Below are 25234 nucleotides of genomic sequence, written 5' to 3'. Positions count from 1 at the left end.
TGAAAGACCAAGAAAAAATGAACATCGTCCAATCAGCGGTGCCGCCGCTTCCGCCCGAATTGCTGGAAAAATTCCGCGCCATCGTCGGCGCGAAATATGCGGTGACCGATGCCGCCGACATCCAGCCTTACGTCACTGAGGAGCGCGACCTGTTCCACGGCCGCTCGCCGCTGGTGCTGCGTCCGGGCTCGACCGCCGAAGTCGCCGCGATCTGCAAGCTTGCAACCGAGCACAGGATCGCGCTGGTGCCGCAGGGCGGCAACACCGGCCTGGTCGGCGGCCAGACGCCGCACAATGGCGAGGTGGTGGTGTCGCTGCGGCGCCTCGACAAGATCCGCGACATCGATGTCGAATCCAACGCCATGACCTGCGAGGCCGGCGTGGTGCTGCAAATCGCGCAGCAGAAGGCTGCGGACGTCGACCGGCTGTTTCCGCTGTCGCTCGGCGCCGAAGGCAGCTGCACCATCGGCGGCAACCTGTCGACCAATGCCGGCGGCACCGGAGCGCTCGCCTACGGCGTGGCGCGCGAGATGGCGATCGGGCTCGAGGTCGTGCTGGCCGACGGCCGCGTGCTCAACGCGCTGTCGAAGCTGAAGAAGGACAACACCGGTTACGATCTGCGCAACCTGTTCATCGGCGCCGAGGGCACGCTCGGCATCATCACCGCGGCAACGCTCAAGCTGTTTCCGCGGCCGCGTGCGGTCGAGACCGCCTATGTCGGCCTGAAGTCCCCGGCAGCCGCGCTCAAGCTGCTGTCGATCTCGCGCGATCAGGCGGCCGGCAGCCTGACCAGCTTCGAACTGCTCGCCGACATCGCGGTCGATTTCTCGATCCGCCACGGCATCGATATCCGCGATCCGCTCGAGAGCAAGCATCCCTGGTACGTGCTGATGGAATTGTCGTCGTCGCGCGACGATGCACGCGACACGCTGGAGGCAATCCTCGCCCAGGGCATGGAAGACGGCATCGTCGACGACGCCGTGATCGCCGCCAATCTGAGCCAGCGCCAGGCGTTCTGGAAACTGCGCGACGAGATGTCGGCGGCGCAGAAGCCTGAAGGCGGCTCGATCAAGCACGATATCTCGGTGCCGGTCGCAGCCGTGCCCGCCTTCATCGCGGAAGCCAATGCGGCGGCGGTGAAGCTGATCCCGGGCGCGCGGCCGGTGCCGTTCGGCCACCTCGGCGACGGCAACATCCACTACAACGTCAGCCAGCCGGTCGGCGCCAATGCGGCCGACTTCCTGGCGCGCTGGCACGACGTCAACGCCGTCGTGTTCGACATCGTGCTGCGGATGGGCGGCTCGATCTCGGCCGAGCACGGCATCGGCGTGCTCAAGCGCGACGAACTGCCCGAGGTCAAGGACAAGGTCGCGATCGAACTGATGCGTCAGGTCAAGGCGATGCTCGATCCGCTCGGCATCATGAACCCGGGCAAGGTGCTGTGACCTTGCAAGCGACAATGCCCTCTCCCTCCCTCGCCATTGCCCCCATCACCGACGCCGACATTTCTGCCGTGGTCGCGCTGTGGCAGGCCTGTGGCCTGACGCGGCCATGGAACGATCCCACTTCCGACATTGCGCTGGCGCGGCGCGGACCGGGTTCGACCGTGCTGGTCGGCCGCGACGACGGCGCGATCGTCGCAACCGCGATGGTCGGCCATGACGGCCATCGCGGCTGGGTCTATTACGTCGCGGTCGATCCCAAGAGCCAGGGCAAGGGCCTTGGCCGGACGATGATGGCCGCGGTCGAGGATTGGCTGCGTGCAGCCGGCGTGCCGAAGCTGCAATTGCTGGTGCGGCGAGAGAACGCCAAGGCGAGCGCATTCTACCAAACGCTCGGCTACGAAGAATCCACCTCGGTGATGCTGGCCAAGTGGCTCGACGGTCGCGAAGCGACGCCGTAACGAAGTTTGAGGATCGACGCATGAGCATCGCCGACCGCGTCCGCGTCAAGGACGTTCAGCTGCTGTCGAAGCGCCGTTACGAGCTGAAGAGCGCGACCTTCGACTACCGCCGCAGCAATGGGGAATGGCAGACCCAGGTGCGCGAGGTCTACGACCGCGGCAACGGCGCGGTGCTGTTGCCCTACAATCTGAAGGCCCGCAGCGTCGTGCTGGTGCGCCAGTTCCGCTATCCCGCTTTCGCCAACGGCTACGACGATCTGTTGATCGAGGCCGCCGCCGGCATGCTCGATGACGCCGCGCCGGAAGCGCGCATTCGCGCCGAAGCGGAGGAAGAGATCGGTTACCGGCTCGCGCATGTGCGTAAGGTGTTCGAAGCCTTCATGACGCCGGGCGCGGTAACCGAGAAACTGCATTTCTTCATCGCCGAATACGACGCCGCGATGCGCATCAGCGACGGCGGCGGACTCGCCGACGAGGGCGAGGACATCGAGGTGCTGGAGCTTGCGATCGACGACGCGCTCGCCATGATCAGCGACGGCCGGATCGTCGACGCCAAGACCATCATGCTGCTGCAATACGCAGCGCTGCATCTGTTCAGGTAGGAGCCGCCGCGATCCGGCGGGGACGGGCTCCCAAAATATCGAAAACAACCCCATGCAAAGGAGCCGGCGCTGGCCGGCTGTCCACTTGACACGTCGGGCAACTCACGGCTACGCTTCTAATATTCCGAAATAACGCAGGCGCACGCCGACCCCTATCCCCGTCATCCCCGCGCAACGGGGATGACGGGGATAGATCGAACGAAGCCTCCTACTGCATCGTGATCGCAAGTCCGCTCAGATCGGCGTTGGCCATCAGGCCGACCTGGTGACCGGTCAGCTCCAGCACCGCGCCCTTCTGATTGGTCAGCACGATCGCGCGTGCGCCGCGGCCGACGGCAAGCCCCGCGCCCGCAGCGCCGTAGACACCGGCAACGTCCGACGGACGATTGATGTTGCTGACGCGGCCGCGCAGCACGGTCTTGGAGCCGCCGAACACCAGGCCGTAATCGAGACCGCCGGTCGAGAGCCGATAGGAGCGGCCACGGAAGGTCAGCACGCCGCTGCCGCCGGAGCCGCCGATGATCCATCCGGCCTTGTAGATCGTGAGCGTCACGAAGCCGCTGTCGGCACGAGCGGCCGAAGAGAAAGCAAGTCCCGTGAACGCCAGCAGCGCGACCAATGCGGCACGAAGGGTGGATGAAAATTGCATGTGCAGTCTCCCCAAGATTTGCTCACGTCGATTTTCTTGCGTCGCGCAGCGTGCGCGAATCACAACGCGCCGACTGTAGCAAGCGCGTGACCAGGCGCAATTTGGCACAGCGCCGCCCGATTTGTTGACGGCTGTTTCCGTGCAACCGGCGTTGAACCTGTTCCCGGGGTTGCAACACTCACTGCATGTCCGGGGCGATCGGCCCCTGAGCTCCAGGATTTTCTCGCGGAGCATTCACATATTCAAACCGGAGATTTTCGATGCGTCGTCTTGCAATTGCCTGTGCCGCCACCGTGTCCGTGCTTGCCGCGGCAAGCCCCGCCAGCGCCAACCCGTATCATCTGATCCGCTGGCAAGACACCGGCTTCTGCCAGATCTGGGACCAGAGCATCCCGACCACGCCGTGGCCCGCGAACTTCGCCGTCGTCAGCGAGGAGCTGCCGACCTTCGACGCCGCGTTCACCTACAAGACCGGACTGCTCAACAACGGCACCTGCGCGTTCTGAGCGCTCGCCGATCACGTACAGGGCGGACCCCGCGGCAACCACGCGGCGTCCGCTCTTCTGCTGTCAGAGCATCACGCCATCAGCATCAGTGATGCTTGATCAGCGCGTCACGCGCGGCAGCAAGTTCGAGGAACGCGGCGCCGTTGCCGCCGCCATCGGGATGCACCGTCTTGGCGGCGCGCTTGAACGCTTGATGCACCTCGGTCGCCGCAAGGCGGCGGCCGAACGGCAGGCCCAGCAATTGCCGGTAGCGTTCTTCCTGCGTCAGCACCTTCGGCGTCAGGCCGCGCCGGCCGAACTGCGGTGCGGACAGCATGTGCAGCGCATCGCTGACGATGCCGAGACGACGCAGCGCCATCGATTTGGTGCGGCGGTCGGCCGATTTCAGCGCTGCCTGGCGCAGGATCGGCAGCACCTGTGCGGCCGCATGCCGCAGCGTCTCGTCGATATCGGTCGTGGCGATCTCGGCGATCATCTTGGTCATCTCGCGATAGTCGGGATCAGGCGCCGCGCAGAAACGCTCGATCGCAACTTTCCAGTGTCTGATATGCGGGTCCATGATCGGTCCGTACTGTCATCCGAATATGGATGACAGCAACGCGCAAACGCGGCTTGGCGTTTCGGTTGGCGCAGTTTTGAATAGTGTTGTCGACAACGCTCATAAATCAGAACGAGGAAACGCCATGCCCCTTCTCGACAATCACATCGCCGTCATCACCGGTGCAGGCTCGGGCATCGGGCGCGCCATCGCGCTCGGCTACGGCCGCGAGGGCGCGCGGGTGGTGCTGCTCGACATGAACGGCGATGCGGTGGCGGAAGCGGCCAAGGAGATCAGGAACGCCGGCGGCAAGGCGGAGAGCTTTGCGCTCGACGTGACCGATCGCGCCGCCTGCATCGCGATGGCAAAGCAGGTCGCCGACAAGGTCGGACCGGTCTCGATCCTGGTCAACAATGCCGGCATCGCGCGCCGCAACGGCATGCTCGGCGCTGAGGAAGCCGTGATCAAGGATTGGGAAGATATCATCTCGATCAATCTGACCGGCGTCTTCAACGTCACGCATTCGTTCCTCGCGCCGCTGCGCAAGAACAAGGGACGCATCGTCAATATCGGTTCGATCCAGTCCTTCGTGCATCTGCGCACGCCGAGCTCGCCGGCCTACACCGCCTCCAAGCACGGCGTGCTCGGCTTCACCAAGGCGCTGGCCGTCGAGCTCGGCAAGGACGGTGTGCGCGTCAACGCGATCGGCCCCGGCTTCATCGAAACGCCGCTGAACGAGAAGGTGCGCGCCACCAATCCTGATCTCGTGAAGGTGTTCATGGATCACACCCCGCTCGGCCGCGCCGGCAAGCCGGAGGACATCGTCGGCCCGGCGATCTTCCTCGCCTCTGACCTCTCGGCCTATGTCTCCGGATCGATCGTGATGGTCGACGGCGGCTACAGGACACTGTGACGGATGGAACCGCAATCGTGGCGATTTCTGGGTATTTTGCTTACAAAGCAGGGAGTTAGCGACGCGTTAAGGTCTTGTTAACCAAACCAGCACACCGTGGGTGTACGGGGTAGTTGGTTTCTCGATGTCTCCGCCTCATCGACGAGGCGGGCCTTGATCGGGAGGAGTTCATGTCATACGCGTCCACCGTACCGTCGCCGGAAGCACTGCTGCCGTCGCTGGCTCCAAATGAAATCGTCCCGTTGCTGATCGGCGCGACCGTCGATGAAGTCGAGCGGGAGCTGGTGCTGCAAACGCTCGCGCGCTGCGACGGCAATCGCACCCGCGCCGCGCGCGTGCTGGGACTGTCGGTCCGAACGTTGCGGAACAAGATCCGCGAATATTCGGCCGACGGCATCGACGTGCCGCTGAGCGAGCACGCCGCGGCCTAGCTGGCCCTAAAGCGGGATGAGTTTCGGCTCGGCGCGGCCTTGGTTCACCTCTCCCCGTCGGGGAGAGGTCGGATTGCGCCTGGCGATGCGAAGCATCGTCCAGTGCAATCCGGGTGAGGGCTCTTGCGCTCTCGATAGACCGTACCCCCTCACCCGGCGCTACGCGCCGACCTCTCCCAAGGGAGAGGTGAATTTCCGCCGTCGATTTAGCTCAACCTAGTCTCATTAGGCCCTAGATCGAGAGATCGATCGCAAGCTGCCGCCAGCGTGACAGCAACGCGCTGTCCTCGTCACCGAGGCAGCGCGCGAGACGCATGTCGGTCGTCGCGGTCTGTTGCATCGTCTGGGCCACCAGCGCGGTCGCATAGTCCCAATAGTCGCGCCGTCCATTCGGATCGTCATCGACGAGGGACTTTGCGAGGATCTCGACGTAGATCGCGGCGACGGCATTTTGCCAGAACTCGCTTGCGCGCCCGTCGGCGGAGGGCGCGCCGGTTCGCGCCTGCCACATCAGCCAGTAATTCTCTTCGCCTCCTGCCCAATCCGATGACGGCAAGCACGGATCAAGACATGGCGAGCGGCACAGGAGTGGCAGCATCGTCGCCCCGTTGCAGAACACGGCATAGCCGAGCTTGTCGTACCAACGCGCACGCAGCAATCGGCGGACCGCGTCCTGCTCGTCCGCGGCGAGCGGCCGCCTGCCCGTCCGCTCGAGTCCGGCGATGATCGCAGCCACCCGGTCGCGATCGAACGGCTCGACTTCGAGCACGACGCCGATGTTACGCGGAAACAGCGCGTCGAGCATGTCGACCATCTCGCGATAGAAGACGCGCGCAAGGCCACTGCCACGCCACGTCCTCCCGATGCCGACATGGTTGCAAAAGATCAGATCGCTTGCGTGATCATAGGTGAAGAAGCCGAGCCCGATCGCGCGCCCGGCGGCGCGCAGGATGAAGCAGCGCGAGTCCAGGCGATAGGACAGCTGGCGGCCGCCGACGCTGAATTGTCTGATCTCGCCGACATCGTCCGACAGCAGCCAGCGCACGATGTCGTCGGGGCTGTCGCGTTCGCTCGCGGGAAACAGCTCCTCGTAGAGATAGAGCACACCCGTGTCACGAAAGGCCGCTTCGTCGAGCACATCGTGCCGCGTCACGACGATGTCGAGCGGTTGCGATGCGTCGCCGTAGCTGCCGTCCAGAACCCGCAATGCGTCCTCCGTTGTCATAATGCCCATGGAATTATGACTGTTGATCGCTCGCATCGGTGGCGGCCGGCAGAATTGAAGCCGTCGTCCAACCTCTGTTACAAGCGGCTTCAAATCGCGACGGAGCATATCAGTGGCTGACGAGACAACTTCCCGCCAGGGGGCACGAGGGGCACAGGGGCCGCAGGGCCGTCAGGGCGAGCCGGGAAAGCCCGGACCGCAGGGACATCCCGGCCGGCCGGGGCCGGAAGGTGCGCGCGGCAAGCCGGGTCCGCAGGGCAAGGCGGGCGTGGTCGGAAAGGCTGGCCCCCAGGGCAAGCCGGGTGCTCAAGGCAAGGCAGGCGCACAGGGGCCGCGCGGCGAAGCAGGTCCACAAGGGCCGCAGGGACCGGCCGGTCCGCGCGGTGAAGCCGGCCCGCCCGGCCAACTGCCGTCGATCGAGCAGGTGATGCCGTGGCTGCACATGATCTTCGACGCCTGGGAGGACTACAAGCGCACCAAGGAGCGTGAAGCCGCCGAGCAGGCTGAACGCGATGCCGTCGAGCGCGCGGCAGCGGAGGCGATCGCCCTTGAAGTCGACGACATCGATCTCGAGGAAGACAACGACGAAGACGGCGATCACAAGAAAAAGAAGAAGCACCGCAAGAAGGACAAGAAGTAACCTTTCTTGTCATTGCGCAATGATGCGGCTGGCTCCGTCTGCATCATTGGCTACGAAACGCTTGCATGAGCGCGCCCGATGCTTACCGCTCCGCGCCGGGATTTGGCGGAGGATCGGACGGCCGCGCGAGTTGCATGAGCTGGAAGACCCAGCGCATCGCATAGTACCAGGCAACACCTGCAAATGCCCCGCACGCCGACAGGATGATGACGTTGGCGAGGTCGATCGTGCCGCTCGACCACAGCATGCCGCAGGTCCAGAGCACGGCGAACGCGATCGAACACAGTGTGAGCAGGGCGGCAGGCTTCATGGCGTTGCTCCGGGGCCGGGGTGAACGGCAATGATGCCCCGGTGGCCTGACGCCTTACCGTGACCTGCGTCACGGAATGCGCTGGGCCTCAGCCGAACCGGAGGCGCGAGCGCTCCCTCGCCTTCTCCGCCTCGACCTCGCGATCGCGCGCCGGCGCCGTGGTTTGCAACGAGATCAGGAGTTTTCGCGCGGCAGCGGAAACCTCGGCCACGGCAAGATTGAAGGCCGCTTCATTGGACTGCGACGGCTTGTTGAAGCCGGACAATTTGCGCACGAACTGCAGCGCCGAGGCGTGGATCTCGTCCTCGGTGGCGGGCGGCTCGAAGTTGAACAGCGTCTTGATATTGCGGCACATGTCGGTCTCCCTCGCCCGCACCAGCGGGGCGGCTGTCTCAAAGACGATCGGCTGCTGCAAAATACGACATCGTGGTCTATTCTGGCAGCCTCATCGTCCACGAGGGAAACGAGGGTTCCGGATGAGCCACGTGATCTACAAGGTTGTCCAGCACGACGGCGGCTGGGCCTATACCGTCAACGGGGTGTTCTCGGAACCGTTTCCAACCCATGCCGCGGCACTTGCCGCCGCCCGGCGCGCCGCCAACGAGCAGCGCGTTCCCGGGCGCACCGAGGCGATCCAGTACGAGACCTCGGACGGCAAATGGCTGACCGAGACCGCCTCCGGCAACGACCGCCCGGAGACCGAGGTCGAGGACGGCCGCTAAAGCGCGATGAGTTAGATAGGTTTGGCTGTGTGCTCGCTTTACCTCTCCCCATTGGGGAGAGGTCGATTTGCGAAGCAAATCGGGTGAGTGGCGCAGCTCTAACGAGGGACCGCAACCCCTCACCCGGCGCGACGCGCCGACCTCTCCCAAGGGAGAGGTGAACCTCCGCTGCCGATCCGGTTCAACCTCATCTCGTCACGCTTTAGTCCAGTCACGGCTTCAGAACGGAACCTGCACGCCAAGCCTGTCAAAGAACGCCCGCCCCCGATCCGTGATCCGCAACGCGCGCGGAATCCGATACGGCGCAACGCCGCGCATCTCAACCAGCCGCGCCAGCACGGCATTGGCAAAGGGGCCGGCGAGATGCGGCACGCGCTCGGTCCAGTCGTTGCAAAGCCGCAGATGCGGCTGCCGCGCCGGATCGAAAACGATCTGTTCGGCACGGCACCAGGCCAGCCCCTGCTCGGTCACGCGACCATCGCGGCCATCGATGATGACGAGGCGGCGGCGCACCAGCGCATTCGACAGCAGCACGCCGAGCTGGCCGGCAAGATGATGGTAGCAGGTGCGCGATTGCCTGAGCTGCTCGGCCGGCATCGCACGCTTGCGCCCGGCACCGGTTTTCGCCGCGAGATCGACCAGGTTCTCGATCAGCGCCGCGACATCGTCGTCCCTGATCCGGTAATATCTGAACCTGCCCTGCGCCCACACCGACAGCACGCGCGCATCGACCAGCTTCTGCAGATGCGCGCTGGCGCCTTGCGGTGAAATGCCGGCCACCTCGGCAAGCTCGCCCGCCGGCAGCGCCTTGCCGTCGGCGAGCGCGCTGACCATGGCCTCGCGCACCGGATCGCCCAATGCCTCGGCGATCCGCGAGAATCCGGTCTGCACGGATTGGGATGATCCCACCGCGTCGTCCTCCATGTCGCGCTGAAACCGTCCTACGCCCATTCGTAACATCGCGAAACTCATTTCAGATTTTCCTGAAACGTCAGGGCCGCTGCTTCCGGTCAGATCGGCGGCAGTCGACGACACACAAGGGAACAGTCATGACAGAAGCCAACAAAGACGCGGAACGCATCTACAAGCTCTGGGATCAGGCCCTCGGCGACAAGGACCTCGAGGCGGCACTCGCGCTCTACGCACCCGATGCCTCGATCGAGAGCCCGCTGGTGCAGCATTTGATGCAGAGCAAAGACGGCATCGTCCAGGGCCGGGAGGCGTTGCGCGAATTCATCTCACGCGTGTTCCGCACCAACCCGCCGCAGCGGCGGCGCTTCAAGCAGGGCTTCTTCAGCGACGGCCGGATCCTCACCTGGGAATATCCGCGCCAGTCTCCCGATGGCGACCAGATGGATCTCGTCGAGGTCATGGAGATCAAGGGCGGCCTGATCGAGCGTCATCGCGTTTATTGGGGATGGTATGCGCTGAATGTGCTGAGGGCGAGCTAAGGCAGGATGAGTTTCGGTTGAATCGGCTTGGCGCGGTCTCGATTCACCTCTCCCCGTTGGGGAGAGGTCGGATTGCGAAGCAATCCGGGTGAGGGCTCTTGCTCTCTCGATAGATCATGACCCTCACCCGATTTGCTGCGCAAATCGACCTCTCCCAAGGGAGAGGTGAACTTTCGACGTCGCTGCAGCTGAACCTAATCTCATCAGACCTTAGCCGAACACTTCTTCGCCGGCCGCGCGGGCGTGCTCTCGGACAACGCTTTGCGTCATGCTAGGCTTGCGCCGGCGCGGCTGGACAAACCCGCCGCGCCTGTGGAGAAGCACCATGATCCGTTTGTGCGCGGCGCTGCTGGCCGCTCTCGTCTCGATGTCGGTACCGGCCATGGCTGCAGATTATCCCGCGCCGCAGGATGGCGAGTGGATCGCGAAGGACTTCAAGTTTCACAGCGGCGAGGTGATGCCGGAACTGCGGCTGCACTACACCACGGTCGGCGCGCCGACCGGACAGCCGGTGCTGGTGCTGCACGGCTCCGGCGGCTCGGCGGCCAGCATGCTGACGCCGGCATTTGCCGGCCAATTGTTCGGCCCCGGCCAGCCGCTCGACGCCGCGAAATACTACATCATCATCCCCGACGGCATCGGACACGGCAAATCGTCGAAGCCATCGGATGCGATGCGGACGAGCTTTCCGAAATACGACTACAACGACATGGTCGACGCGCAGTACCGGCTCGTCACCGAAGGCCTCGGCATCAAGCATCTGCGGCTCGTGATCGGCAACTCGATGGGCGGCATGCACACCTGGATCTGGGGCGTGCGCTATCCGCAGATGATGGACGTGCTGGTGCCGATGGCCTCGCAGCCATCAGCGATGGCCGCGCGCAACTGGATCCTGCGCCGGACGATGCTGGAAACCATCCGCAACGACCCCGACTACAACGGCGGCAACTACACGAGCCAGCCGCGCATGATGAAATATGCCATCGCCGCCTACCGCTTCGCCAGCGCCGGCGGCACGCTCGGCTACCAGACGCAGGCGCCGACTGCGCCGCAAGCCGACAAGATGGTCGATGATCAGCTGGCATTGCCGGTCACCGCAGATGCCAACGACTACATCTATCAATGGGAGGCCTCACACGATTACGATCCGTCCGCCGGAATGGAGAAGATCGAGGCCACTCTGCTTGCGATCAACGCCGCCGACGACGAACGCAATCCGCCGGAAACCGGCATCACTGCGGCTGCAGTGAAGCGGATCAAGAACGGCAAGATTTATCTGATCCCGGCGAGCAGCGAGACGCGCGGGCACCTCACGACCGGTGACGCCAAATTCTATGCCGGGCAATTGCAGGAGCTGCTGCAGACCGCGCCGCAACGGACGATGTAGCGATCGAGGTCGGGGCGATGTCCGCAGACCGCTTCCGCCGCACAGCGCTGAGCCTGCCCGAAGTGATTGAAGGCGCGCATCACGGCACAGTCGACTTCCGCGTCGGCAAGCGCATCTTCGCGACGCTCGGCTATCCCGACAAGGATTGGGGCATGGTGAAGCTGACGCCGGAGCAGCAGGCTGTCGTGGTCGAGGCCGAGCCTGAGATCTTCCGGCCGGTGCCGGGCGGCTGGGGCAAGAGCGGCAGCACCAATGTCCGTCTTGCGAAAGCCGACCAGCTCACGCTGCGCAGCGCGCTCACGATGGCGCGGGACAATATCGCGGCGAAGCCCGCGAAGAAGGCTCGCGCGAAGAAGCCGGCCTGAACGCCGCGATCTCGCACTGCATCACGGAGGCCACGCCGCTTCGCTCATTCTTTGAGCATGCATCCCGCGCGCGGTTCGTGCCTAATCGCGCAACACCGGATTCGCGCGCGGGCGTTGCGCGGATCACGCACGAAGTTTTCGCGGAGGAATGCAATGCGAAGGCTCACGCATGGCGCGGTGCTCGCGTGGCTCGTCATCATGGCGGGCGCTGCGCTGGCGTTCGACAACGGCCAATACGACAACGTGCCGCCCGATATCCGCGCCTGGTTCAAGAGCGTGATCGCGCCGAATGGCGTGCCGTGCTGCGACATCTCCGACGGTCATCGCACGAGCTACGATGTTCGGGGCGGCGCGTACTGGGTGCCGATCGAGGGCGAATGGATGATGGTGCCGGAGCGCGCCGTGATCCGCGATCGCGGCAATCCGGTCGGCGAGGCCGTGGTGTGGTACGTGCACCACCGCGGCAGCATCATCATCAGCTGCTTCGTTCCGGCGGACGCCGTCTGAGCCGGCACGTCCGTCGGACGCGCATCGCACGTCGGCGCCGGCTGATCGCGCCAATTTGAAACATTTACGTCCTGTTAACCTTACTTTTTAACCAATAGTTAAGGATGAGTTTGCGGGCGCCCTCAGGCGCAGCCTAGCGTCAGCACAAATGCTCCGTAACCGCGGGTTGGTGCGTGCCATGACGTATCGAAGAACGGCGTTTCGAACATCAGGGGCGCTGATGGCGTCCCTCGGCATTGCAGCGCTGCTGCTTGCTTCCTCGACCGAGACCGATGCGAGATCCGGAACGGCGCCGCGCGGACCGTTCTCCTCGCACCATCCGGCCTTCCGCCATCATGTGCGGGTGCCCGGCATCGTGTTGCCGGGGACGAGCGGATATTACGACGATGCGTTAGCCGCTGCGCCGATCGCCGCCGAGGTGCCGGCGCCGGTCTCGAACGATGTCCGTTACACCTACACCCAGGACGTGCCCTGGGACTGGGCGCACCGCTATCCGCCGGCCGTGGCGCCGTCGGATCGCCCCTATGTGTCGAGCTGTCCCACGGAGACCGTGACGGTGCCGGGACGCGGCGGCGACCGCACCGTCAACATCATGCGGTGCTACTAAGCGAGAGCTCGGTCGCGGATCGCGAAAACAAAAGAGGCCGCCCGCAAGGACGGCCTCTCGTATTTTTCGGCCATTCACGGAGCGCGAAACAGCCGCTCAGTGATCCTCGCCCTTCAGATGACCGACGTGCTTCTGGGTGTAGAGTTCGAGACCGATACGCTTGATCAGGTCGAGCTGGGTCTCGAGGAAGTCGATGTGGTCTTCCTCGTCCTTCATCAACTGCTCGAAGAGGTCGCGGCTGACGTAATCCTTGACGCCGTGGCAGTAGGTCGCCGCCTCCTGATAGAGCGTGCGGGCGCCGATCTCGGCGGCCAGGTCACACTCGATGATCTCCTTGACGTCCTGGCCGATCTTCAGGGGATCGAGCACCTGCAGATTCGGGAAGCCGTCCAGGAACAGGATGCGATCGACGAATTTGTCGGCGTGCTCCATCTCCTCGATGGATTCCTTGCGCCAGACCTTGGCCATCTCCAAGAGGCCCCAATTGTTGAGCATCCGGTAGTGCAGCCAGTACTGATTGATGGCGGTCAGTTCGCTGCGCAGCCCCTTGTTCAGATAGTCGATGACCTTCGGGTCGCCTTGCATGATCCACTCCACCTGTCGCGGCCAAACCGGCCAGCACTAAATTTAGAATGCTTCTAAATCAGATTACCGGAGAGAGCAACCCATCGCGGAAGCAGCGCGTGGATAACCGGATTCGGTCGATTTGGAGAGGACAGAGCGCTTCCGCGGCGTGCGAGCCGGTACGCGGGCAGAAAACGCGTCAAGACAGGGAGTCGGAGCTTCGGCTCGGAGCCGAAAATGGCCTCAGCAGGCCGCGAGCGCGAATTCGGCCGGCTCGGCGTCTTCGTCGTTGGCGGCGTGCGGATGGCCGCTGTGGGGGCAGCCGGAGCAGCAGGCCTTGGCGCAGGGACCGAGCGCCTCGTCAATGATTGCCTTGATGGTGCGCGCGCAGCGGCCGCATTCGGCGCTACAGCCGAGGCAGCCATACACCTGCTTGGCATTTCGTGTCACGGACCCGCCACCGTTCACGGCATTGCGGACATCGTGGTCGCTGAGGACGTTACAGGAACAGACAATCATCAGAGGAGGCAGGTCCAACGGGTGATGCTTCGCCATATGGATATTGTCGGGCCCGTCCGGATGCAAAAGGAAAAAGCCGTTCTTGTAGCAATTCCAAACTGATGCGGGATTCATATTGGAATGAATCTAAATCGGTCGGCCCGCCCTTTCGGGAATAAGAAACCCGCCCGGCGGGTCTACCGGCCCGATCCGGCTTCGCTCGCCACAGCCGCCGGTTCACTGCGGCACTACGGGCTTGTGCGTTGCAAGATATGCCAAAAGCTGCAAGCATTTGGTCGCGAATGCGGCAGCGTCGTTCATTGATCATTCAAGCGGAATATGGAACCCTCAGGCGAGACAGATCGCCAACGCACGCTGTCCCAGCTCCCGTGAGAAAGGTGAGGTCATGAAGAAGACATTGCTGGCGCTTTGCGCCGCCGCCACTCTGGCGGTTTCGGCTGTGGCGGTGCCCGCCCCCGCCCAGGCACAACGCGGTGTCGCCGCTGGCGTCGCTGCGGGATTGATCGGTGGCGCCATCGTCGGTGGCGCGATCGCTTCGCAGAATGGCTATTACGGCCCCGGCTATGGCTACTACGCGCCGGGTCCGGCCTATGTCGCCGAGCCCGGTTATGGTCCCGATTGCTTCTGGCAGCGCCAGCGGTTCTGGGACGGCTACACCTGGCGCATTCGCCGCGTCCGCGTTTGCGATTGATCGCCATTCATCTCGATTAATTCGAACCAGATGTCCCGGAAAACCGACTGTTTGTCCGGGACATCCGCTGTAGATGGCCAGAAAAAACCGCTTTTCTGCGCGATGAGCCTGCGGACGTTTACTTTCGGTTGACTGTTCTGCGCTGTTTAGCAAGACAGCAGTTCGAGATCAGCGTGCGAGTCACCTAAAACCCGGCGTCGAACCACGACGCCACCACCTTCCAGGAGAGCCAAAGACATGAAGAAGACTTTAGCTGCCCTCGTTGCCGTTACCACGATTGCCGGTTCGCTGGCGGTTGCTCCGGCTGCCAAGGCTGGTGACGGCGGCGCCGTCGCGGCCGGCGTTGCCGGCGGCCTGATCGGCGGCGCCCTGCTGGGCGGCGCGATCGCAGGCGCCCGTCCGGCCCCGGTCTATGTTGCACCGGCGCCTGTCTACGTCGAAGAAGCTCCGTGCCGCTGGGTTCGCGAGCGCTTCTGGGACGGCTACGGCTGGCGCTTCCGTCGCGTCCAGGTTTGCGACTGATCGACCGACACGGTTTCAGCATCACACTCGAAAACCCGGCCGTTCGGCCGGGTTTTTGTTTTCCGTCACCGAGCGGACCGCGGGCTCTAGTCTAGCGCTGCCCGTTCATCGCGCGCAGCACCGCCTCGCTCGGCCAGCAATCGACCTTCAGCCCGGCCTGCTTCTGGTAGGCGCCGAGCGCCGCGCGGGTCTGCATGCCGGCCTTGCCGTCGAGCTTGTCCTTGTAGAGGCCGATCCGCGTCAGTTGCTGCTGCATCGCCTCGACGTCGGCGGAGCGCAGTTGCTTCGACGCCGACCACGGCGTCGCGAACGGCTGTGGGCTCGTCATGCGGTCGGCGAGATGGCCGACGAACAGCACGTAGAGGTCGGAGAAATTGTACTCCTTGATCACGAAGTAGTTCGGCGTTGTCAGGAAGGCCGGACCGTAGATGCCTTCGGGCTGCAATAGCGAGGCCGATTGCGCCTGCTCGGCGGCGCTGAGCCTCTGCCCCCGCACCGGCACGAAGCCCGCCCGCAGCCACTGGCTGATCGGTTTTGTCACCTCGGGCACGCCCATCGTGCAGTCGGCATTGGCGGGTGCCGTGACCTCGTAGGCCCAGCGCACGCCCGCCTGCCAGCCCTTGTTGACGAGCTGCTGCGCGGCGGAGGCGAGCGCGTCCGGCACCGAGTGCCAGATGTCGACCTTGCCGTCGCCGTCGAGGTCGACGCCGTGCTTGTAATACTCCGACGGCAGGAACTGGGTGTAGCCGGTCGCCCCCGCCCAGGACGAGCGCATCTCCTTGCGCGTCACCGCCCCCTCGCCGAGGATCTTCAGCGCGAGGATGAACTCGGTGCGATACTGATCCTTGCGGCGGCCGACATAGGCCTGCGTCGCCACCACGCGCAGCGTGTCGTAGGGCAGCGAGTAGCGGCCATAGTCGGTCTCGCGGCCCCAGATCGCCAGCACGATCGTTGGGGGAACGCCGAACCGCTTCTCGATCGCATCGAGCGACGAGCGATACTTCTGCAACAGCCGCTGCCCCTCGGCGGCGAGCCGCGCGATCGAGGCTTCCTTGATGTAGTCGGCCGGCACCTGCACGAACTCGGCCTGCGCCGGCGCGCCGGTCTTGGGACGTCCCGGCAGGATCAGATCGGGCAGCTTGTAATCAGGCTCGAGCCCGCGCGTCTCACGCTCGAAGGTCTCTCGCGACACGCCGGCGGCCTTGGCTTCCGGCCACAGCGAGGCGATGAACTGGGTGAACGCGGCGTCGGCGGCATATGCCGGCCGTTGCAGCGGCACACAAAGCAACAGCGCGAATACGACGATTGTGGCTGGCCATTTCATGATCGATCTCACCCCGCGGAAACAGGCATTGCAACGTGGATTCGGCAATGTCAGAATTCAATTCTGGGTGGTAAGTTTTGCCATGCGCATATTTTTGTCATTTCCCTCCGAATTGGAATCGCAGGCTGACAACATCGCTCAGTCCCTGCGCAATTGCGACCATGACGTTTTCTTTTCGCACGACGATCTCCCGCCGGGCGACAGCTTCGATGCGCGCGTCGAAAAAGCCATCGAAAGCAGCGATTTTATGGTGTTCCTGATCAGCCCGGAATCGGTGACCAAGGGCCGCTACACCTTGAGCGAGCTCGCCTTTGCCCGCAGCAAATGGCCGAACCCGAGCAATCGCGTGCTTCCGGTGATGATGGCGCCGACGCCGCTCGACCAGGTTCCGACCTATCTCAAGGCAGTTACGATCCTGGAGCCGCAGGGCAGCGCCGCCGCCGAGACGCGCGCCGCGGTGGATCGCATGCTGGAGGCCAAAAGCGAGCAGTCGCGCGGGCAGCCGAACCTGCCGTTCCTCGTGCTGGCGCTGGCCTCCGCCATCGTGTGCAGCCTGGTCACGACCTTTGCGCTCAACGTCCTGCAATATTCGTTCGTCGTCTCCGACGCAGGCGGGATCACGATCCTGCCCGGGGTGATCTTCGGCGCGGCGATCGCGACCTGCAATGTCATGTTCGGCGCGAAGGACCGGTTTCAGCTGGCGCTGGTGGTCGCAATCACGACCGCGGCCTGGATCGCGGCCTATGATGCGAGCGCGGTCACGCTTCAGGCGCTCGGCCAATACGCGAAGACCGTCCCGGTCGACGGCAATGCCGCGAGCCCTGCGCAGATCACCGAGACGCTCGGCAACAACCCGTTGATGGGTTACCTGATCGGCGGCATCGGCGGCGCGGTCGGCGGAGCGATCACCATTCTCGGCGTGCTGCTGACCAACCCCGCGTTCAGGCGGATCGACAGCGTCGTGGTGACCTGGATCGCCGCCATCGCGGCCGGAACCATCTATGGCGCAATCGTCAGGCTGCCGACCCTGCTCGGCTGGCTGGTGCTGTTTGGCGTCTGGCAGAGCGCGTTCATCCTTGCCATGGCCCGCGGATTTCCGCGCGGCGCGGCGCAGATCCCCGAATGGCTCGGCCGATCCGCGCCGGCCTTGTTTGGCTCACGCGCGGCGCGATGACGCCGCGCCGTTGGTCCTGAAGCCGATGAGACCAGGTTAAATCGCCATCGCGCTCTAGCTCTTTGTTCGAGCATGATCTTTTCGGAAAACCGCTTCGCACTTTTCCGGATCATGCTCAGTGCCCGGACTGCTGCTTGGCGCCCTCGATCGAGTCGTTCGACAGCTTGTCGACGATGGCGATGCCGATGGCCGACAGGATGAAGACGCAGTGGATGATGGTCTGCCACATCACGCCGGTCTCGGTGTAGTTGCCCTTGCCTGACGACAGCGCGCCGGCCTCGATGAAGGTCCGCAGCAGATGGATCGAGGAGATGCCGATGATCGCCATCGCCAGCTTGATCTTCAGCACGCTGGCGTTGACGTGGCTGAGCCATTCCGGCTCGTCGGGATGTCCCTGCAGATTGAGGCGCGAAACGAAGGTCTCGTAGCCGCCGACGATCACCATCACAAGCAGGTTCGAGATCATGACGACGTCGATCAGGCCGAGGACGGCCAGCATGATCTGCTGCTCGCTGAAATCGAAGGCGTGGGCGAACAGGTGCCACAGTTCCTTGAGGAACAGCACGACATAGACGCCCTGGGCGATGATCAGGCCGACATAGAGCGGCAATTGCAGCCAGCGCGATCCGAAGATCAGCATCGGAACGGGACGCAGCGAGCGGCCCTTCAGAGGGGCACGCGCGTCGGAAACAGCGGACATGTTGGAGTGCTCGCGGAATTGAAATTGCGGAGCGCTCTATCTACGTAATCCCGCGCGCTTGAAAAGCGACAACTGGCCGCAGATTGCGCCGCGATGCCGTCACGATCCTGCAAACAAGGAACAGTCGAACGCGGCACGATCGCCGCGCTCGACCGATCGAACCGATCAGCGCGTCAGCTTCTTGTACTTCACGCGATGCGGAATGATGCTGTCCTGGCCGAGCCGGCGCATCTTGTCCTTTTCGTAGTCCTGGAAGTTGCCCTCGAACCATTCAACGTGGCTGTCGCCCTCGAAGGCCAGGATGTGGGTCGCGATGCGGTCGAGGAACCAGCGATCATGGCTGATGATGACGGCGCAACCGGCAAAATCCTCCAGCGCCTCTTCCAGCGCGCGCAGCGTGTCGACGTCGAGGTCGTTGGTCGGTTCGTCGAGCAGCAGGACGTTGGCGCCGGACTTCAGCATCTTGGCGAGATGCACGCGGTTGCGCTCACCGCCTGACAACGCGCCGACCTTCTTCTGCTGGTCGGCGCCCTTGAAGTTGAACGACGAGCAGTAGCCGCGTGAGTTGACTTCCTTCTTGCCGAGCAGGATCAGCTCGTTGCCGCCGGAGATTTCCTCCCACACCGTCTTCTTGCCGTCGAGCGCGTCGCGCGACTGGTCGACATAGCCGAGATGCACGGTCTCGCCGACCGTGATGCTGCCCTTGTCCGGCGGCTCCTGCTTGGTGATCATCTTGAACAGCGTGGTCTTGCCGGCGCCGTTGGCACCGATCACGCCGACGATGCCGCCGGGCGGCAGCTTGAAGCTGAGGTCGTCGATCAGCAGGCGATCGCCGAAGCCCTTGCTGAGGCCCTCGAAGTCGACGACGTTGGCGCCGAGCCGCTCGGCCACCGGGATGATGATCTGCGCGGTCTGGGTCTGCTTCTCGCTCGCCTGCTTGAGCAACTCCTCATAGCGCTGGTAGCGTGCCTTCGACTTGGCCTGGCGGGCCTTCGGCGACGACGCCACCCATTCCTGCTCGCGGGCCAGCGTCTTCTGGTGGGCGGCGTCCTCGCGGCCTTCCTGCTCGAGCCGCTTCTGCTTCTGCACCAGCCAGGACGAGTAGTTGCCCTCGTAGGGAATGCCGCGGCCGCGGTCGAGCTCGAGGATCCAGCTCGTGACGTTGTCGAGGAAGTAGCGGTCGTGGGTCACGATCAGGATCGCGCCGGGATAATTGCGCAGATGGCCTTCCAGCCACGACACCGACTCGGCGTCGAGATGGTTGGTCGGTTCGTCCAGCAGCAGCAATTCTGGCTGGTCGAGCAGCAGGCGGCACAACGCGACGCGGCGGCGTTCACCGCCCGACAGTTTCGTGACATCGGCATCGTCGGGCGGGCAGCGCAGCGCATCCATTGCCTGGTCGACCTTGCTGTCGAGATCCCACAGGCCCTGCGCCTCGATCTCGTCCTGCAGCTTGGTCATCTCGTCGGCGGTCTCGTCCGAATAGTTGACGGCGAGCTCGTTGTAACGGTCGAGGATCGCCTTCTGCTTGGCGACGCCCTGCATGACGTTCTCGCGGACCGAGAGTTTTGGATCGAGATGCGGCTCCTGCTCGAGATAGCCGACGCGGGCGCCCTCGGCGACCCAGGCCTCGCCGTTATACTCTTTGTCGAGACCGGCCATGATCTTGAGCAGCGTCGACTTGCCCGAGCCGTTGACGCCGAGCACGCCAATCTTGGCGTCCGGGTAGAAGCTCAGATGGATGTTATCAAGCACCTTGCGGGTCGGGTACGCCTTGGTCAGACCCTGCATGAAATAGATGAACTGGCGAGCCATCCGCTGTCCCTGGAATTGATCCGATTTAGAGGAAATTTTGCTGCCGCCGATGTAACGGCCGGCCCCCGAAAGCGCAACCGCGGGGCCGGCGTTTTCCATCCGTTCACCACGTTTCGTCCGATCAGCACGGGTGACTACGGGTTCGCGGCAATGTGCGCGCGGAATCCCGACAATTGAAACCATCTTTTAATAAATCAGGCCAAAACTCGTCTGCAACGCCGAAAAACGGCGATTTTCGCGGCAGAACCGCGACCAAAACAGTTGAGGCCACGTCATGGCTACCATCATTTCAGCACCGCTTTCGCGCCCGGTGACCAAATCCGAGGCGACGCTGTTCGCCGAATTCCGCGCCTTCTGGCGGGCCTTCGCCGCCAAGGCTTTCAATCCCTACCGGCCGGAACTGCACTATATGCGCGGCCCGGGCCCGGCTTGCCGTGCCAAGCAGATGGCGCTGTCGCCTGCGGTCAGGTCGATGCTCGCCGATATCCGCACCGCGAAGACGCGCAAGCCGTCCTGAGCCTTGTAGCAATCGCCGCTTTTTGAAACCGTGGCCGCTTGCGCGCCTGCCGATTGCGCGCGACCATCAGGGATCTCGACGGTCGATTTTCTGCCGTCGCCCTCACCCTGAATGGACCTTCCGATGACGCGGCTCCGCTGTGCAATCCTCGATGACTATTTCGACATCGCGCTTTCGCTGGCGGACTGGCCACAGATCAAGGATCGCGTCGAGGCCACCGTGTTCGACAAGCCTTTCGCGAGCGAGGCCGAAGCAGCCGGCGCGCTGAAGGATTTCGAGATCATCTGCGCGATGCGCGAACGCACTCCGTTCCCGAAGAGCCTGCTCGATGCGCTGCCCAAGCTGAAGCTCCTGATCACGTCGGGCATGCGCAACGCCGCGATCGATATGGACGCCGCCAAGGCGCGCCAAGTGGTGCTGTGCGGCACCCAATATAGCCAGGATCCCACCGCGCCGCTGACGTTGGGCCTGATCCTGGAGTTGACCCGCGGCATCGGCCGCGAGAATGCGCGGATGCATGCCGGCGAGCCGTGGCAGACCTTTGCCGGCACGGAGATCGAGGGCAAGACGCTCGGAATCATCGGCCTCGGCAAGCTCGGCAGCAAGGTCGCCGGCATGGCCAAGGTGTTCGGCATGAACGTGATCGCCTGGAGCCCCAACCTGACGCCCGAGAAGTGCAAGGAGGCCGGCGTCGGCTATGCCAGCAAGGACGAGTTGTTCGCGACATCAGACATCATCACCATCCATGTGGTGCTGAGCCCGCGCTCGCGCGGACTGGTCGGCGCCGCCGATCTCGCCCGGATGAAACCGTCGGCCTATCTCGTCAACACCGCGCGCGGGCCGATCGTCGACGAGGACGCGCTGCTCTCGGCGCTGCGCGAGAAGAAGATCGCAGGCGCCGGCATCGACGTGTTCTCCGTCGAGCCGCTCCCGACCGATCACCCGCTGCGCAAGCTCGACAATGTCGTGATCACACCGCACCTCGGTTATGCAACGCGCGAGAGCCTGCAGGCGCACTATCAGCAGATGGTCGCGTGCATCGACGCCTTCACCAAGGGCGGCGAGCCGCCGCGGCGCCTGGCCTGAGGCCGGACATCGATCGGCAAACAAAAAAGGCGCGCAGTTCGCGCGCCTTTTTCAATGATGGATGTGCCTGTTGGCCTAGCGCACCGTGACCGGCGCGGGCAGCGGCTGCACCGAGGTCGGCTGCGTGCCGGGCAGCGGCGCGGCCTGAGCCTGCGCGGGGGCCATCGGGTTCGCCGGCGCGGCAGAGGCCGTCGTCGTTCCCGGGGCTGCGCCGCCGGGCAGCACAACCACGCGGGTGCCGACCTTGGCGCGTTCGAACAGATCCGAGACGTCCTCGTTCAGCATGCCGATGCAGCCCGACGAGACGAACTTGCCGATGGTCGACGGCTGGTTGGTGCCGTGAATACGGTACACGGTCGAGCCGAGATACATCGCGCGGGCGCCGAGCGGGTTGCCGGGTCCGCCGGCCATGAAGCGCGGCAGATAGGGCTGGCGCTCGATCATCTCGGTCGGCGGATGCCAGTCCGGCCACTCGGCCTTGCGGGTGATCTTCTGCACACCGGTCCAGGTGAAGCCGTCGCGGCCGACGCGGACGCCGTAGCGGATCGCCCGGCCGTTGCCGAGGATGTAATAGAGATAGGTGTTCGGCGTATCGACAACGATCGTGCCGGCCGGCTCCTTGGTCGCGAACGCCACTTCCTGGCGGCGCAGGTTCGGTGGCAGTTGCGCGGGTCCGTCTTCCGGCTGCTCGTCCGCCGGCAGCGCTGCGATCCGCACCGGCTTGCCATTGGCATCGACCGGCGCCTGCTGCTGCGGCACGGCTCCGGTCACGCCCTCGGGCGGACGCATGCCGCCGCGGTCGTCGCCGTAGGAGACACCTGCAGCGGGAACACCATTGTCGCGATTGGCCTGCTGCGCGCCCGGACGATCGCCATAGATCACCGGCGGCGGCCCCATCGGACGGCCATAGCGCGGATCATCGGGCGACATCACCGGGCCGGTCGGCGCACCACGATCGGAATAGACCGGAGCGTTCATCGGACGGCCGTAGCGCGGATCGTCCGGCGACATCACCGGACCAGACGGCGCGCCACGATCGGAATAGACCGGAGCGTTCATCGGGCGGCCATAGCGCGGATCATCCGGCGACATCACCGGGCCGGGCGGCGGCAGCGCGGCCGAACTACGCGGCGCATCTTCATCGTCGTTGAGGGCGTCGAAATCCGGCATGCTGCCCTGCGGATAGGGCTGGGGCGCCGTCGAATAGCCAGTGCCCTGGGGGGCCGGATAACCCTGCTGCGCATGCGCAAGCGAAGTTCCTGCCAGGCCGAGAGCCGCGGCAGCGCAAATCGTCAGAATGCGGTTGATCATCATTGCTCTATTATAGTCCCCAAGCCACACCGGACTGTTAACGGCCCAATGCAGGAAGATAGCGGCGCATTCAAGACAAATCCGCGAAATCCGGGCTATTTCGGGCATTTGTGATTTGCCGTCAACGCTGCGGCAAAGATGTCTCATGGGTCGGGATTGTTTGTCCACGTGCCCAAAGTCATCAATCACCCGCATTTTGTAACAAACAGTCTCCGGGGGTTGCGATATCTTCGAATCGGCCTGATTCGCGTTCGCGACGTCGGCTTTCTTGTGTGGTCACCGCGTTCCCTCGACATCAAAGACCCTCCCGCAGAAGGGGGAACCCGCGCCCATGCTCCCCGGCCTTCGTTTCCTGTTCGCCGCGATCGTGCTGGCGATATCGCTCCTGGTATTCGGGTTAGGAGCCGCCGCGCTGTTTCGCGCGGCGCATGAGGAATTCGCCAGCATTCCGGCCCGCCGGGCCCCGCCCGAGCCGCAGTTCGCGCAGCAGCCCGAGGCCGCGCCGGTGCTCGCCATGGTGCGGGTCGAGCCGCCCGCCGCGGACAAGACGACAACGGACGTTCCTACCCCCTCGACCGTCGCCGAACCGGCAGTGTCTGAACCGGCCGCTCCCGCGGAGGCGTCGCCTGCTGCCGAGCCGGACAAGCTCGCCGCGGTGAAGGCGGATGATGCGCCGCCGCCCGCCTCCCCCAAGGCCGAACCTCCAGCCGTGGAGACGCCCGCACCGGCGCAATCCGCCGAGGCCGCTCCGCAGCCTCCGACCCCAGATCCGCCGCCAGCATCGCAGCCGACACCGGCCGCAGCCGAAGTGGCGCCGGCCGCTGCCGAACCCAAGGTCGCCGCCGTGGCCGATCCGCCCGCCGCAACCAGCGAGCCCGCGCCTGCTCCACCGGCACCAGCGATGGTGGCGCCGGAGCCGACACCGCCGCCGTCACCCGAAACCATCGCGGCCGAGACCAAGATCGCGACGCTGGGCGGACCGGAAGTTGTCGTCGAACAACCGGTGGCGCCGAAGGCCACTGAGGCGAAAAAGCCGGAGCACAATGCGACCAGCAAGCCGGCGCATCGCAAGGAAAGACGGCGGATCGTCCGCGCGCGGCCGGTGGTGCGGCAGGCCGTTCAGCAGCAGCTCGATCCGTTCGGCAATCCGACCCTGGTGCCGCTGACGCGGCGCTAAAGCCTGATGAGATTAGGTTGAGCTGGAACGGCGTCGAAAGTTCACCTCTCCCCGGTGGGGAGAGGTGAAGCAAGACCGCGCCAAGCCGATTCAACCAAAACTCATCCCGCTTTAGGAGTATCGATCAGGCCGGCCCCGTCGCGATCGGCGGGCCGCTTGCCTGCCCCCATTCCGACCACGAACCGTCATACAGCGCGGTGTCGGTGACGCCGATCCGATAGAGCGCAAGCGTCAGCACGCCGGCCGAGACACCCGAGCCGCAGCTCGTGATGATCGGCGCATCGAGCTTCACGCCCGCCCCAGTGAACGATTTGCGCAGCTCGTCGAGCGGCTTCATTTCGCCGGTCGCGGCGTCGAACAGCTGGTTGTAGGGCACGTTGCGGGCGCCCGGGATGTGGCCGGTGCGGATGCCCGGCCGCGGCTCCGGCGCGCGGCCCTCGAAGCGATCGGCAGCGCGCGCATCGATCACCTGCTCTTTGCGGCTTTCGACATTGGCGATCATCTGCTCGATGCTGCGCACACGCTTCGGATCATAGCTCGCCTTGAAGGTCGCAGGCTTCGGCTTCACCTCGCCGCTCTCGACCGCCCTGCCCTCGGCGCGCCACTTCTTCAGGCCGCCGTTGAGAATGCGCACGTTGCGATGGCCGTACGACAGGAACATCCACCAGGCGCGCGGCGCGGCGACCCAGCCGCCGGCATCATAGATCACGACGGTGTCGGCATTGCTGATGCCGAGCCCGCCGATATCGCGGCCGAACTGCTCGGCGCTCGGAAACATGTGCGGCAGCGGATTGGAATGATCGGACACCGCATCGACATCGAAGAACACCGCGCCGGGCAGATGCGCGGCGAGGTAGTCGTCCTTCGGCAGCGGCAAGACGCCGGGCAGCTTGAAGGTCGCGTCGAGCACCCTGACATTGGCATCGCCGAGATGCGCGGCCAGCCATTCGGTCGAAACGAGCGGATCGTCGGTCGCGGTCATGATCATTCCTTCATGTCATTCCGGGGCACGCGAAGCGTGAACCGCAGATGCGCAATTGCGCATCGGGGAATCTAGAGGTTGTCGCGCGAGATTCCG

General features: G+C 64.4%; 32 protein-coding genes. 19 read left to right on the top strand and 13 right to left on the bottom strand.

Annotated elements, in window-relative coordinates; all coding sequences use genetic code 11:
• Positions 1-17: 17 nt before the first annotated feature.
• Genes QDT69_RS27655 through QDT69_RS27645 form a run of 3 tightly spaced genes read left to right on the top strand, consistent with a single transcriptional unit; the run spans position 18 to position 2505 of the window.
• Positions 18-1445 (top strand): FAD-binding oxidoreductase, encoded by a 1428-nt coding sequence (locus tag QDT69_RS27655; protein ID WP_279709620.1) that lies wholly within the window; start codon positions 18-20, stop codon positions 1443-1445.
• A 14-nt stretch (positions 1446-1459) separates the two neighbouring features.
• Complete coding sequence (locus QDT69_RS27650) at positions 1460-1903, top strand: GNAT family acetyltransferase (protein ID WP_279709619.1); 444 nt, start codon at positions 1460-1462, stop codon at positions 1901-1903.
• A gap of 20 nt (positions 1904-1923) precedes the next feature.
• Complete coding sequence (locus QDT69_RS27645) at positions 1924-2505, top strand: GDP-mannose pyrophosphatase (protein ID WP_279709618.1); 582 nt, start codon at positions 1924-1926, stop codon at positions 2503-2505.
• Positions 2506-2713: 208 nt separating this feature from the next.
• On the opposite strand, the gene QDT69_RS27640 is transcribed toward QDT69_RS27645, so the two are convergent.
• Positions 2714-3154, bottom strand: a complete 441-nt coding sequence (locus QDT69_RS27640) for a hypothetical protein (RefSeq protein ID WP_279709617.1) — start codon at positions 3152-3154, stop codon at positions 2714-2716.
• A gap of 260 nt (positions 3155-3414) precedes the next feature.
• Between QDT69_RS27640 and QDT69_RS27635 the strand changes: the two genes are divergently transcribed.
• A complete protein-coding gene (locus QDT69_RS27635) occupies positions 3415-3660 on the top strand; it encodes a hypothetical protein (RefSeq protein ID WP_279709616.1) in 246 nt (81 codons plus the stop codon).
• Between the two features lie 85 nt (positions 3661-3745).
• Here the strand turns inward: QDT69_RS27635 and QDT69_RS27630 are convergent, their stop codons facing one another.
• Complete coding sequence (locus QDT69_RS27630; protein ID WP_279709615.1) at positions 3746-4219, bottom strand: hypothetical protein; 474 nt, start codon at positions 4217-4219, stop codon at positions 3746-3748.
• A 124-nt stretch (positions 4220-4343) separates the two neighbouring features.
• Between QDT69_RS27630 and QDT69_RS27625 the strand changes: the two genes are divergently transcribed.
• Together QDT69_RS27625 and QDT69_RS27620 are read left to right on the top strand one after the other, a co-directional pair.
• Positions 4344-5111: an SDR family oxidoreductase gene (locus QDT69_RS27625; RefSeq protein ID WP_279709614.1), complete on the top strand. Its 768-nt coding sequence runs from the start codon at positions 4344-4346 to the stop codon at positions 5109-5111.
• Between the two features lie 170 nt (positions 5112-5281).
• Positions 5282-5542, top strand: a complete 261-nt coding sequence (locus QDT69_RS27620; RefSeq protein ID WP_016840962.1) for a helix-turn-helix domain-containing protein — start codon at positions 5282-5284, stop codon at positions 5540-5542.
• 232 nt (positions 5543-5774) lie between these two features.
• Here the strand turns inward: QDT69_RS27620 and QDT69_RS27615 are convergent, their stop codons facing one another.
• Positions 5775-6749, bottom strand: coding sequence for a hypothetical protein (locus QDT69_RS27615; RefSeq protein ID WP_279709613.1), 975 nt, complete (start codon positions 6747-6749; stop codon positions 5775-5777).
• 130 nt (positions 6750-6879) lie between these two features.
• Here QDT69_RS27615 and QDT69_RS27610 point away from each other — a divergent pair, with 130 nt between their 5' ends.
• On the top strand, positions 6880-7407 hold the full coding sequence (locus QDT69_RS27610) for a collagen-like protein (RefSeq protein WP_279709612.1): 528 nt from the start codon (positions 6880-6882) through the stop codon (positions 7405-7407).
• Positions 7408-7489: 82 nt separating this feature from the next.
• On the opposite strand, the gene QDT69_RS27605 is transcribed toward QDT69_RS27610, so the two are convergent.
• The gene (locus QDT69_RS27605; RefSeq protein ID WP_279709611.1) at positions 7490-7717 is read right to left on the bottom strand and encodes a hypothetical protein; all 228 of its coding nucleotides are present in this window, start codon (positions 7715-7717) and stop codon (positions 7490-7492) included.
• Between the two features lie 88 nt (positions 7718-7805).
• Positions 7806-8072 carry a DUF2277 domain-containing protein gene (locus tag QDT69_RS27600; protein ID WP_021076086.1) on the bottom strand — a complete coding sequence of 89 codons (267 nt, stop codon included), beginning with the start codon at positions 8070-8072 and terminating at the stop codon, positions 7806-7808.
• Positions 8073-8193: 121 nt separating this feature from the next.
• On the opposite strand from QDT69_RS27600, the gene QDT69_RS27595 reads away from it, so the two are divergent.
• Positions 8194-8439, top strand: coding sequence for a DUF2188 domain-containing protein (locus QDT69_RS27595; protein ID WP_016840968.1), 246 nt, complete (start codon positions 8194-8196; stop codon positions 8437-8439).
• Positions 8440-8658: 219 nt separating this feature from the next.
• On the opposite strand, the gene QDT69_RS27590 is transcribed toward QDT69_RS27595, so the two are convergent.
• Complete coding sequence (locus tag QDT69_RS27590) at positions 8659-9411, bottom strand: metalloregulator ArsR/SmtB family transcription factor (RefSeq protein WP_279709610.1); 753 nt, start codon at positions 9409-9411, stop codon at positions 8659-8661.
• Between the two features lie 77 nt (positions 9412-9488).
• On the opposite strand from QDT69_RS27590, the gene QDT69_RS27585 reads away from it, so the two are divergent.
• From QDT69_RS27585 to QDT69_RS27565, 5 genes are all read left to right on the top strand, one after another.
• Positions 9489-9890 (top strand): nuclear transport factor 2 family protein, encoded by a 402-nt coding sequence (locus QDT69_RS27585; RefSeq protein WP_279709609.1) that lies wholly within the window; start codon positions 9489-9491, stop codon positions 9888-9890.
• Between the two features lie 325 nt (positions 9891-10215).
• Entirely contained in the window at positions 10216-11277 is a 1062-nt protein-coding gene (locus QDT69_RS27580) for an alpha/beta fold hydrolase (RefSeq protein ID WP_279709608.1), read from the top strand.
• Positions 11278-11294: 17 nt separating this feature from the next.
• Positions 11295-11642: an MmcQ/YjbR family DNA-binding protein gene (locus tag QDT69_RS27575; protein ID WP_279709607.1), complete on the top strand. Its 348-nt coding sequence runs from the start codon at positions 11295-11297 to the stop codon at positions 11640-11642.
• Between the two features lie 153 nt (positions 11643-11795).
• Complete coding sequence (locus QDT69_RS27570) at positions 11796-12149, top strand: hypothetical protein (protein ID WP_050422017.1); 354 nt, start codon at positions 11796-11798, stop codon at positions 12147-12149.
• A gap of 178 nt (positions 12150-12327) precedes the next feature.
• Positions 12328-12756 carry a hypothetical protein gene (locus QDT69_RS27565; protein WP_279709606.1) on the top strand — a complete coding sequence of 143 codons (429 nt, stop codon included), beginning with the start codon at positions 12328-12330 and terminating at the stop codon, positions 12754-12756.
• Positions 12757-12852: 96 nt separating this feature from the next.
• Here the strand turns inward: QDT69_RS27565 and bfr are convergent, their stop codons facing one another.
• Both bfr and QDT69_RS27555 read right to left on the bottom strand, forming a co-directional pair.
• Positions 12853-13341, bottom strand: coding sequence for a bacterioferritin (gene bfr / locus QDT69_RS27560; protein ID WP_050422038.1), 489 nt, complete (start codon positions 13339-13341; stop codon positions 12853-12855).
• A gap of 222 nt (positions 13342-13563) precedes the next feature.
• Positions 13564-13839: a (2Fe-2S)-binding protein gene (locus QDT69_RS27555; protein ID WP_050422037.1), complete on the bottom strand. Its 276-nt coding sequence runs from the start codon at positions 13837-13839 to the stop codon at positions 13564-13566.
• A gap of 385 nt (positions 13840-14224) precedes the next feature.
• On the opposite strand from QDT69_RS27555, the gene QDT69_RS27550 reads away from it, so the two are divergent.
• On the top strand, positions 14225-14530 hold the full coding sequence (locus QDT69_RS27550; protein WP_021076077.1) for a hypothetical protein: 306 nt from the start codon (positions 14225-14227) through the stop codon (positions 14528-14530).
• Between the two features lie 237 nt (positions 14531-14767).
• Positions 14768-15052 carry a hypothetical protein gene (locus QDT69_RS27545; RefSeq protein ID WP_050422014.1) on the top strand — a complete coding sequence of 95 codons (285 nt, stop codon included), beginning with the start codon at positions 14768-14770 and terminating at the stop codon, positions 15050-15052.
• A gap of 91 nt (positions 15053-15143) precedes the next feature.
• Here the strand turns inward: QDT69_RS27545 and QDT69_RS27540 are convergent, their stop codons facing one another.
• Positions 15144-16376 (bottom strand): lytic murein transglycosylase, encoded by a 1233-nt coding sequence (locus QDT69_RS27540; RefSeq protein WP_279709605.1) that lies wholly within the window; start codon positions 16374-16376, stop codon positions 15144-15146.
• Between QDT69_RS27540 and QDT69_RS27535 the strand changes: the two genes are divergently transcribed.
• Complete coding sequence (locus QDT69_RS27535; RefSeq protein ID WP_347952064.1) at positions 16279-17550, top strand: toll/interleukin-1 receptor domain-containing protein; 1272 nt, start codon at positions 16279-16281, stop codon at positions 17548-17550. The genes QDT69_RS27540 and QDT69_RS27535 overlap by 98 nt on opposite strands.
• Positions 17551-17665: 115 nt before the next feature.
• On the opposite strand, the gene QDT69_RS27530 is transcribed toward QDT69_RS27535, so the two are convergent.
• Both QDT69_RS27530 and ettA read right to left on the bottom strand, forming a co-directional pair.
• On the bottom strand, positions 17666-18250 hold the full coding sequence (locus tag QDT69_RS27530; RefSeq protein ID WP_074128031.1) for a TIGR00645 family protein: 585 nt from the start codon (positions 18248-18250) through the stop codon (positions 17666-17668).
• 165 nt (positions 18251-18415) lie between these two features.
• Positions 18416-20065 (bottom strand): energy-dependent translational throttle protein EttA, encoded by a 1650-nt coding sequence (ettA, locus tag QDT69_RS27525; RefSeq protein WP_279709603.1) that lies wholly within the window; start codon positions 20063-20065, stop codon positions 18416-18418.
• Positions 20066-20339: 274 nt separating this feature from the next.
• On the opposite strand from ettA, the gene QDT69_RS27520 reads away from it, so the two are divergent.
• Together QDT69_RS27520 and QDT69_RS27515 are read left to right on the top strand one after the other, a co-directional pair.
• Entirely contained in the window at positions 20340-20582 is a 243-nt protein-coding gene (locus QDT69_RS27520) for a hypothetical protein (protein WP_279709602.1), read from the top strand.
• 123 nt (positions 20583-20705) lie between these two features.
• The gene (locus tag QDT69_RS27515) at positions 20706-21668 is read left to right on the top strand and encodes a D-2-hydroxyacid dehydrogenase family protein (RefSeq protein WP_279709601.1); all 963 of its coding nucleotides are present in this window, start codon (positions 20706-20708) and stop codon (positions 21666-21668) included.
• A 75-nt stretch (positions 21669-21743) separates the two neighbouring features.
• Here QDT69_RS27515 and QDT69_RS27510 read toward each other — a convergent pair whose 3' ends face one another.
• The gene (locus QDT69_RS27510) at positions 21744-22982 is read right to left on the bottom strand and encodes a L,D-transpeptidase (RefSeq protein WP_279709600.1); all 1239 of its coding nucleotides are present in this window, start codon (positions 22980-22982) and stop codon (positions 21744-21746) included.
• A gap of 328 nt (positions 22983-23310) precedes the next feature.
• On the opposite strand from QDT69_RS27510, the gene QDT69_RS27505 reads away from it, so the two are divergent.
• Positions 23311-24156 (top strand): hypothetical protein, encoded by an 846-nt coding sequence (locus QDT69_RS27505; RefSeq protein ID WP_279709599.1) that lies wholly within the window; start codon positions 23311-23313, stop codon positions 24154-24156.
• A 124-nt stretch (positions 24157-24280) separates the two neighbouring features.
• Here QDT69_RS27505 and sseA read toward each other — a convergent pair whose 3' ends face one another.
• Positions 24281-25138 (bottom strand): 3-mercaptopyruvate sulfurtransferase, encoded by an 858-nt coding sequence (sseA, locus tag QDT69_RS27500; RefSeq protein WP_279709598.1) that lies wholly within the window; start codon positions 25136-25138, stop codon positions 24281-24283.
• Positions 25139-25234 lie beyond the last annotated feature (96 nt).

It is taken from the genome of Bradyrhizobium sp. CER78 (assembly GCF_029846235.1).
Classification (GTDB): Bacteria; Pseudomonadota; Alphaproteobacteria; order Rhizobiales; family Xanthobacteraceae; genus Bradyrhizobium.
The sequence above is the reverse complement of the archived record's forward strand: the minus strand, read 5'-3'. Positions and strand labels throughout refer to the sequence as shown.

Bases quoted from the DNA above. Each gene is read 5' to 3' on its own strand.
- QDT69_RS27595 (WP_016840968.1), top strand. From the start codon at position 8,194: ATGAGCCACGTGATCTACAAGGTTGTCCAGCACGACGGCGGCTGGGCC.
- QDT69_RS27590 (WP_279709610.1), bottom strand. From the start codon at position 9,411: ATGAGTTTCGCGATGTTACGAATGGGCGTAGGACGGTTTCAGCGCGAC.
- QDT69_RS27650 (WP_279709619.1), top strand. From the start codon at position 1,460: ATGCCCTCTCCCTCCCTCGCCATTGCCCCCATCACCGACGCCGACATT.
- QDT69_RS27575 (WP_279709607.1), top strand. From the start codon at position 11,295: ATGTCCGCAGACCGCTTCCGCCGCACAGCGCTGAGCCTGCCCGAAGTG.
- QDT69_RS27515 (WP_279709601.1), top strand. From the start codon at position 20,706: ATGACGCGGCTCCGCTGTGCAATCCTCGATGACTATTTCGACATCGCG.
- QDT69_RS27565 (WP_279709606.1), top strand. From the start codon at position 12,328: ATGACGTATCGAAGAACGGCGTTTCGAACATCAGGGGCGCTGATGGCG.
- QDT69_RS27530 (WP_074128031.1), bottom strand. From the start codon at position 18,250: ATGTCCGCTGTTTCCGACGCGCGTGCCCCTCTGAAGGGCCGCTCGCTG.
- QDT69_RS27655 (WP_279709620.1), top strand. From the start codon at position 18: ATGAACATCGTCCAATCAGCGGTGCCGCCGCTTCCGCCCGAATTGCTG.
- QDT69_RS27535 (WP_347952064.1), top strand. From the start codon at position 16,279: ATGAACTGGGTGAACGCGGCGTCGGCGGCATATGCCGGCCGTTGCAGC.
- QDT69_RS27640 (WP_279709617.1), bottom strand. From the start codon at position 3,154: ATGCAATTTTCATCCACCCTTCGTGCCGCATTGGTCGCGCTGCTGGCG.
- QDT69_RS27585 (WP_279709609.1), top strand. From the start codon at position 9,489: ATGACAGAAGCCAACAAAGACGCGGAACGCATCTACAAGCTCTGGGAT.
- sseA (WP_279709598.1), bottom strand. From the start codon at position 25,138: ATGACCGCGACCGACGATCCGCTCGTTTCGACCGAATGGCTGGCCGCG.
- QDT69_RS27545 (WP_050422014.1), top strand. From the start codon at position 14,768: ATGAAGAAGACTTTAGCTGCCCTCGTTGCCGTTACCACGATTGCCGGT.
- QDT69_RS27580 (WP_279709608.1), top strand. From the start codon at position 10,216: ATGATCCGTTTGTGCGCGGCGCTGCTGGCCGCTCTCGTCTCGATGTCG.
- QDT69_RS27605 (WP_279709611.1), bottom strand. From the start codon at position 7,717: ATGAAGCCTGCCGCCCTGCTCACACTGTGTTCGATCGCGTTCGCCGTG.
- QDT69_RS27555 (WP_050422037.1), bottom strand. From the start codon at position 13,839: ATGATTGTCTGTTCCTGTAACGTCCTCAGCGACCACGATGTCCGCAAT.
- QDT69_RS27520 (WP_279709602.1), top strand. From the start codon at position 20,340: ATGGCTACCATCATTTCAGCACCGCTTTCGCGCCCGGTGACCAAATCC.
- QDT69_RS27625 (WP_279709614.1), top strand. From the start codon at position 4,344: ATGCCCCTTCTCGACAATCACATCGCCGTCATCACCGGTGCAGGCTCG.
- QDT69_RS27635 (WP_279709616.1), top strand. From the start codon at position 3,415: ATGCGTCGTCTTGCAATTGCCTGTGCCGCCACCGTGTCCGTGCTTGCC.
- QDT69_RS27630 (WP_279709615.1), bottom strand. From the start codon at position 4,219: ATGGACCCGCATATCAGACACTGGAAAGTTGCGATCGAGCGTTTCTGC.
- QDT69_RS27505 (WP_279709599.1), top strand. From the start codon at position 23,311: ATGCTCCCCGGCCTTCGTTTCCTGTTCGCCGCGATCGTGCTGGCGATA.
- QDT69_RS27550 (WP_021076077.1), top strand. From the start codon at position 14,225: ATGAAGAAGACATTGCTGGCGCTTTGCGCCGCCGCCACTCTGGCGGTT.
- QDT69_RS27570 (WP_050422017.1), top strand. From the start codon at position 11,796: ATGCGAAGGCTCACGCATGGCGCGGTGCTCGCGTGGCTCGTCATCATG.
- bfr (WP_050422038.1), bottom strand. From the start codon at position 13,341: ATGCAAGGCGACCCGAAGGTCATCGACTATCTGAACAAGGGGCTGCGC.
- QDT69_RS27540 (WP_279709605.1), bottom strand. From the start codon at position 16,376: ATGAAATGGCCAGCCACAATCGTCGTATTCGCGCTGTTGCTTTGTGTG.
- QDT69_RS27600 (WP_021076086.1), bottom strand. From the start codon at position 8,072: ATGTGCCGCAATATCAAGACGCTGTTCAACTTCGAGCCGCCCGCCACC.
- QDT69_RS27645 (WP_279709618.1), top strand. From the start codon at position 1,924: ATGAGCATCGCCGACCGCGTCCGCGTCAAGGACGTTCAGCTGCTGTCG.
- ettA (WP_279709603.1), bottom strand. From the start codon at position 20,065: ATGGCTCGCCAGTTCATCTATTTCATGCAGGGTCTGACCAAGGCGTAC.
- QDT69_RS27620 (WP_016840962.1), top strand. From the start codon at position 5,282: ATGTCATACGCGTCCACCGTACCGTCGCCGGAAGCACTGCTGCCGTCG.
- QDT69_RS27510 (WP_279709600.1), bottom strand. From the start codon at position 22,982: ATGATGATCAACCGCATTCTGACGATTTGCGCTGCCGCGGCTCTCGGC.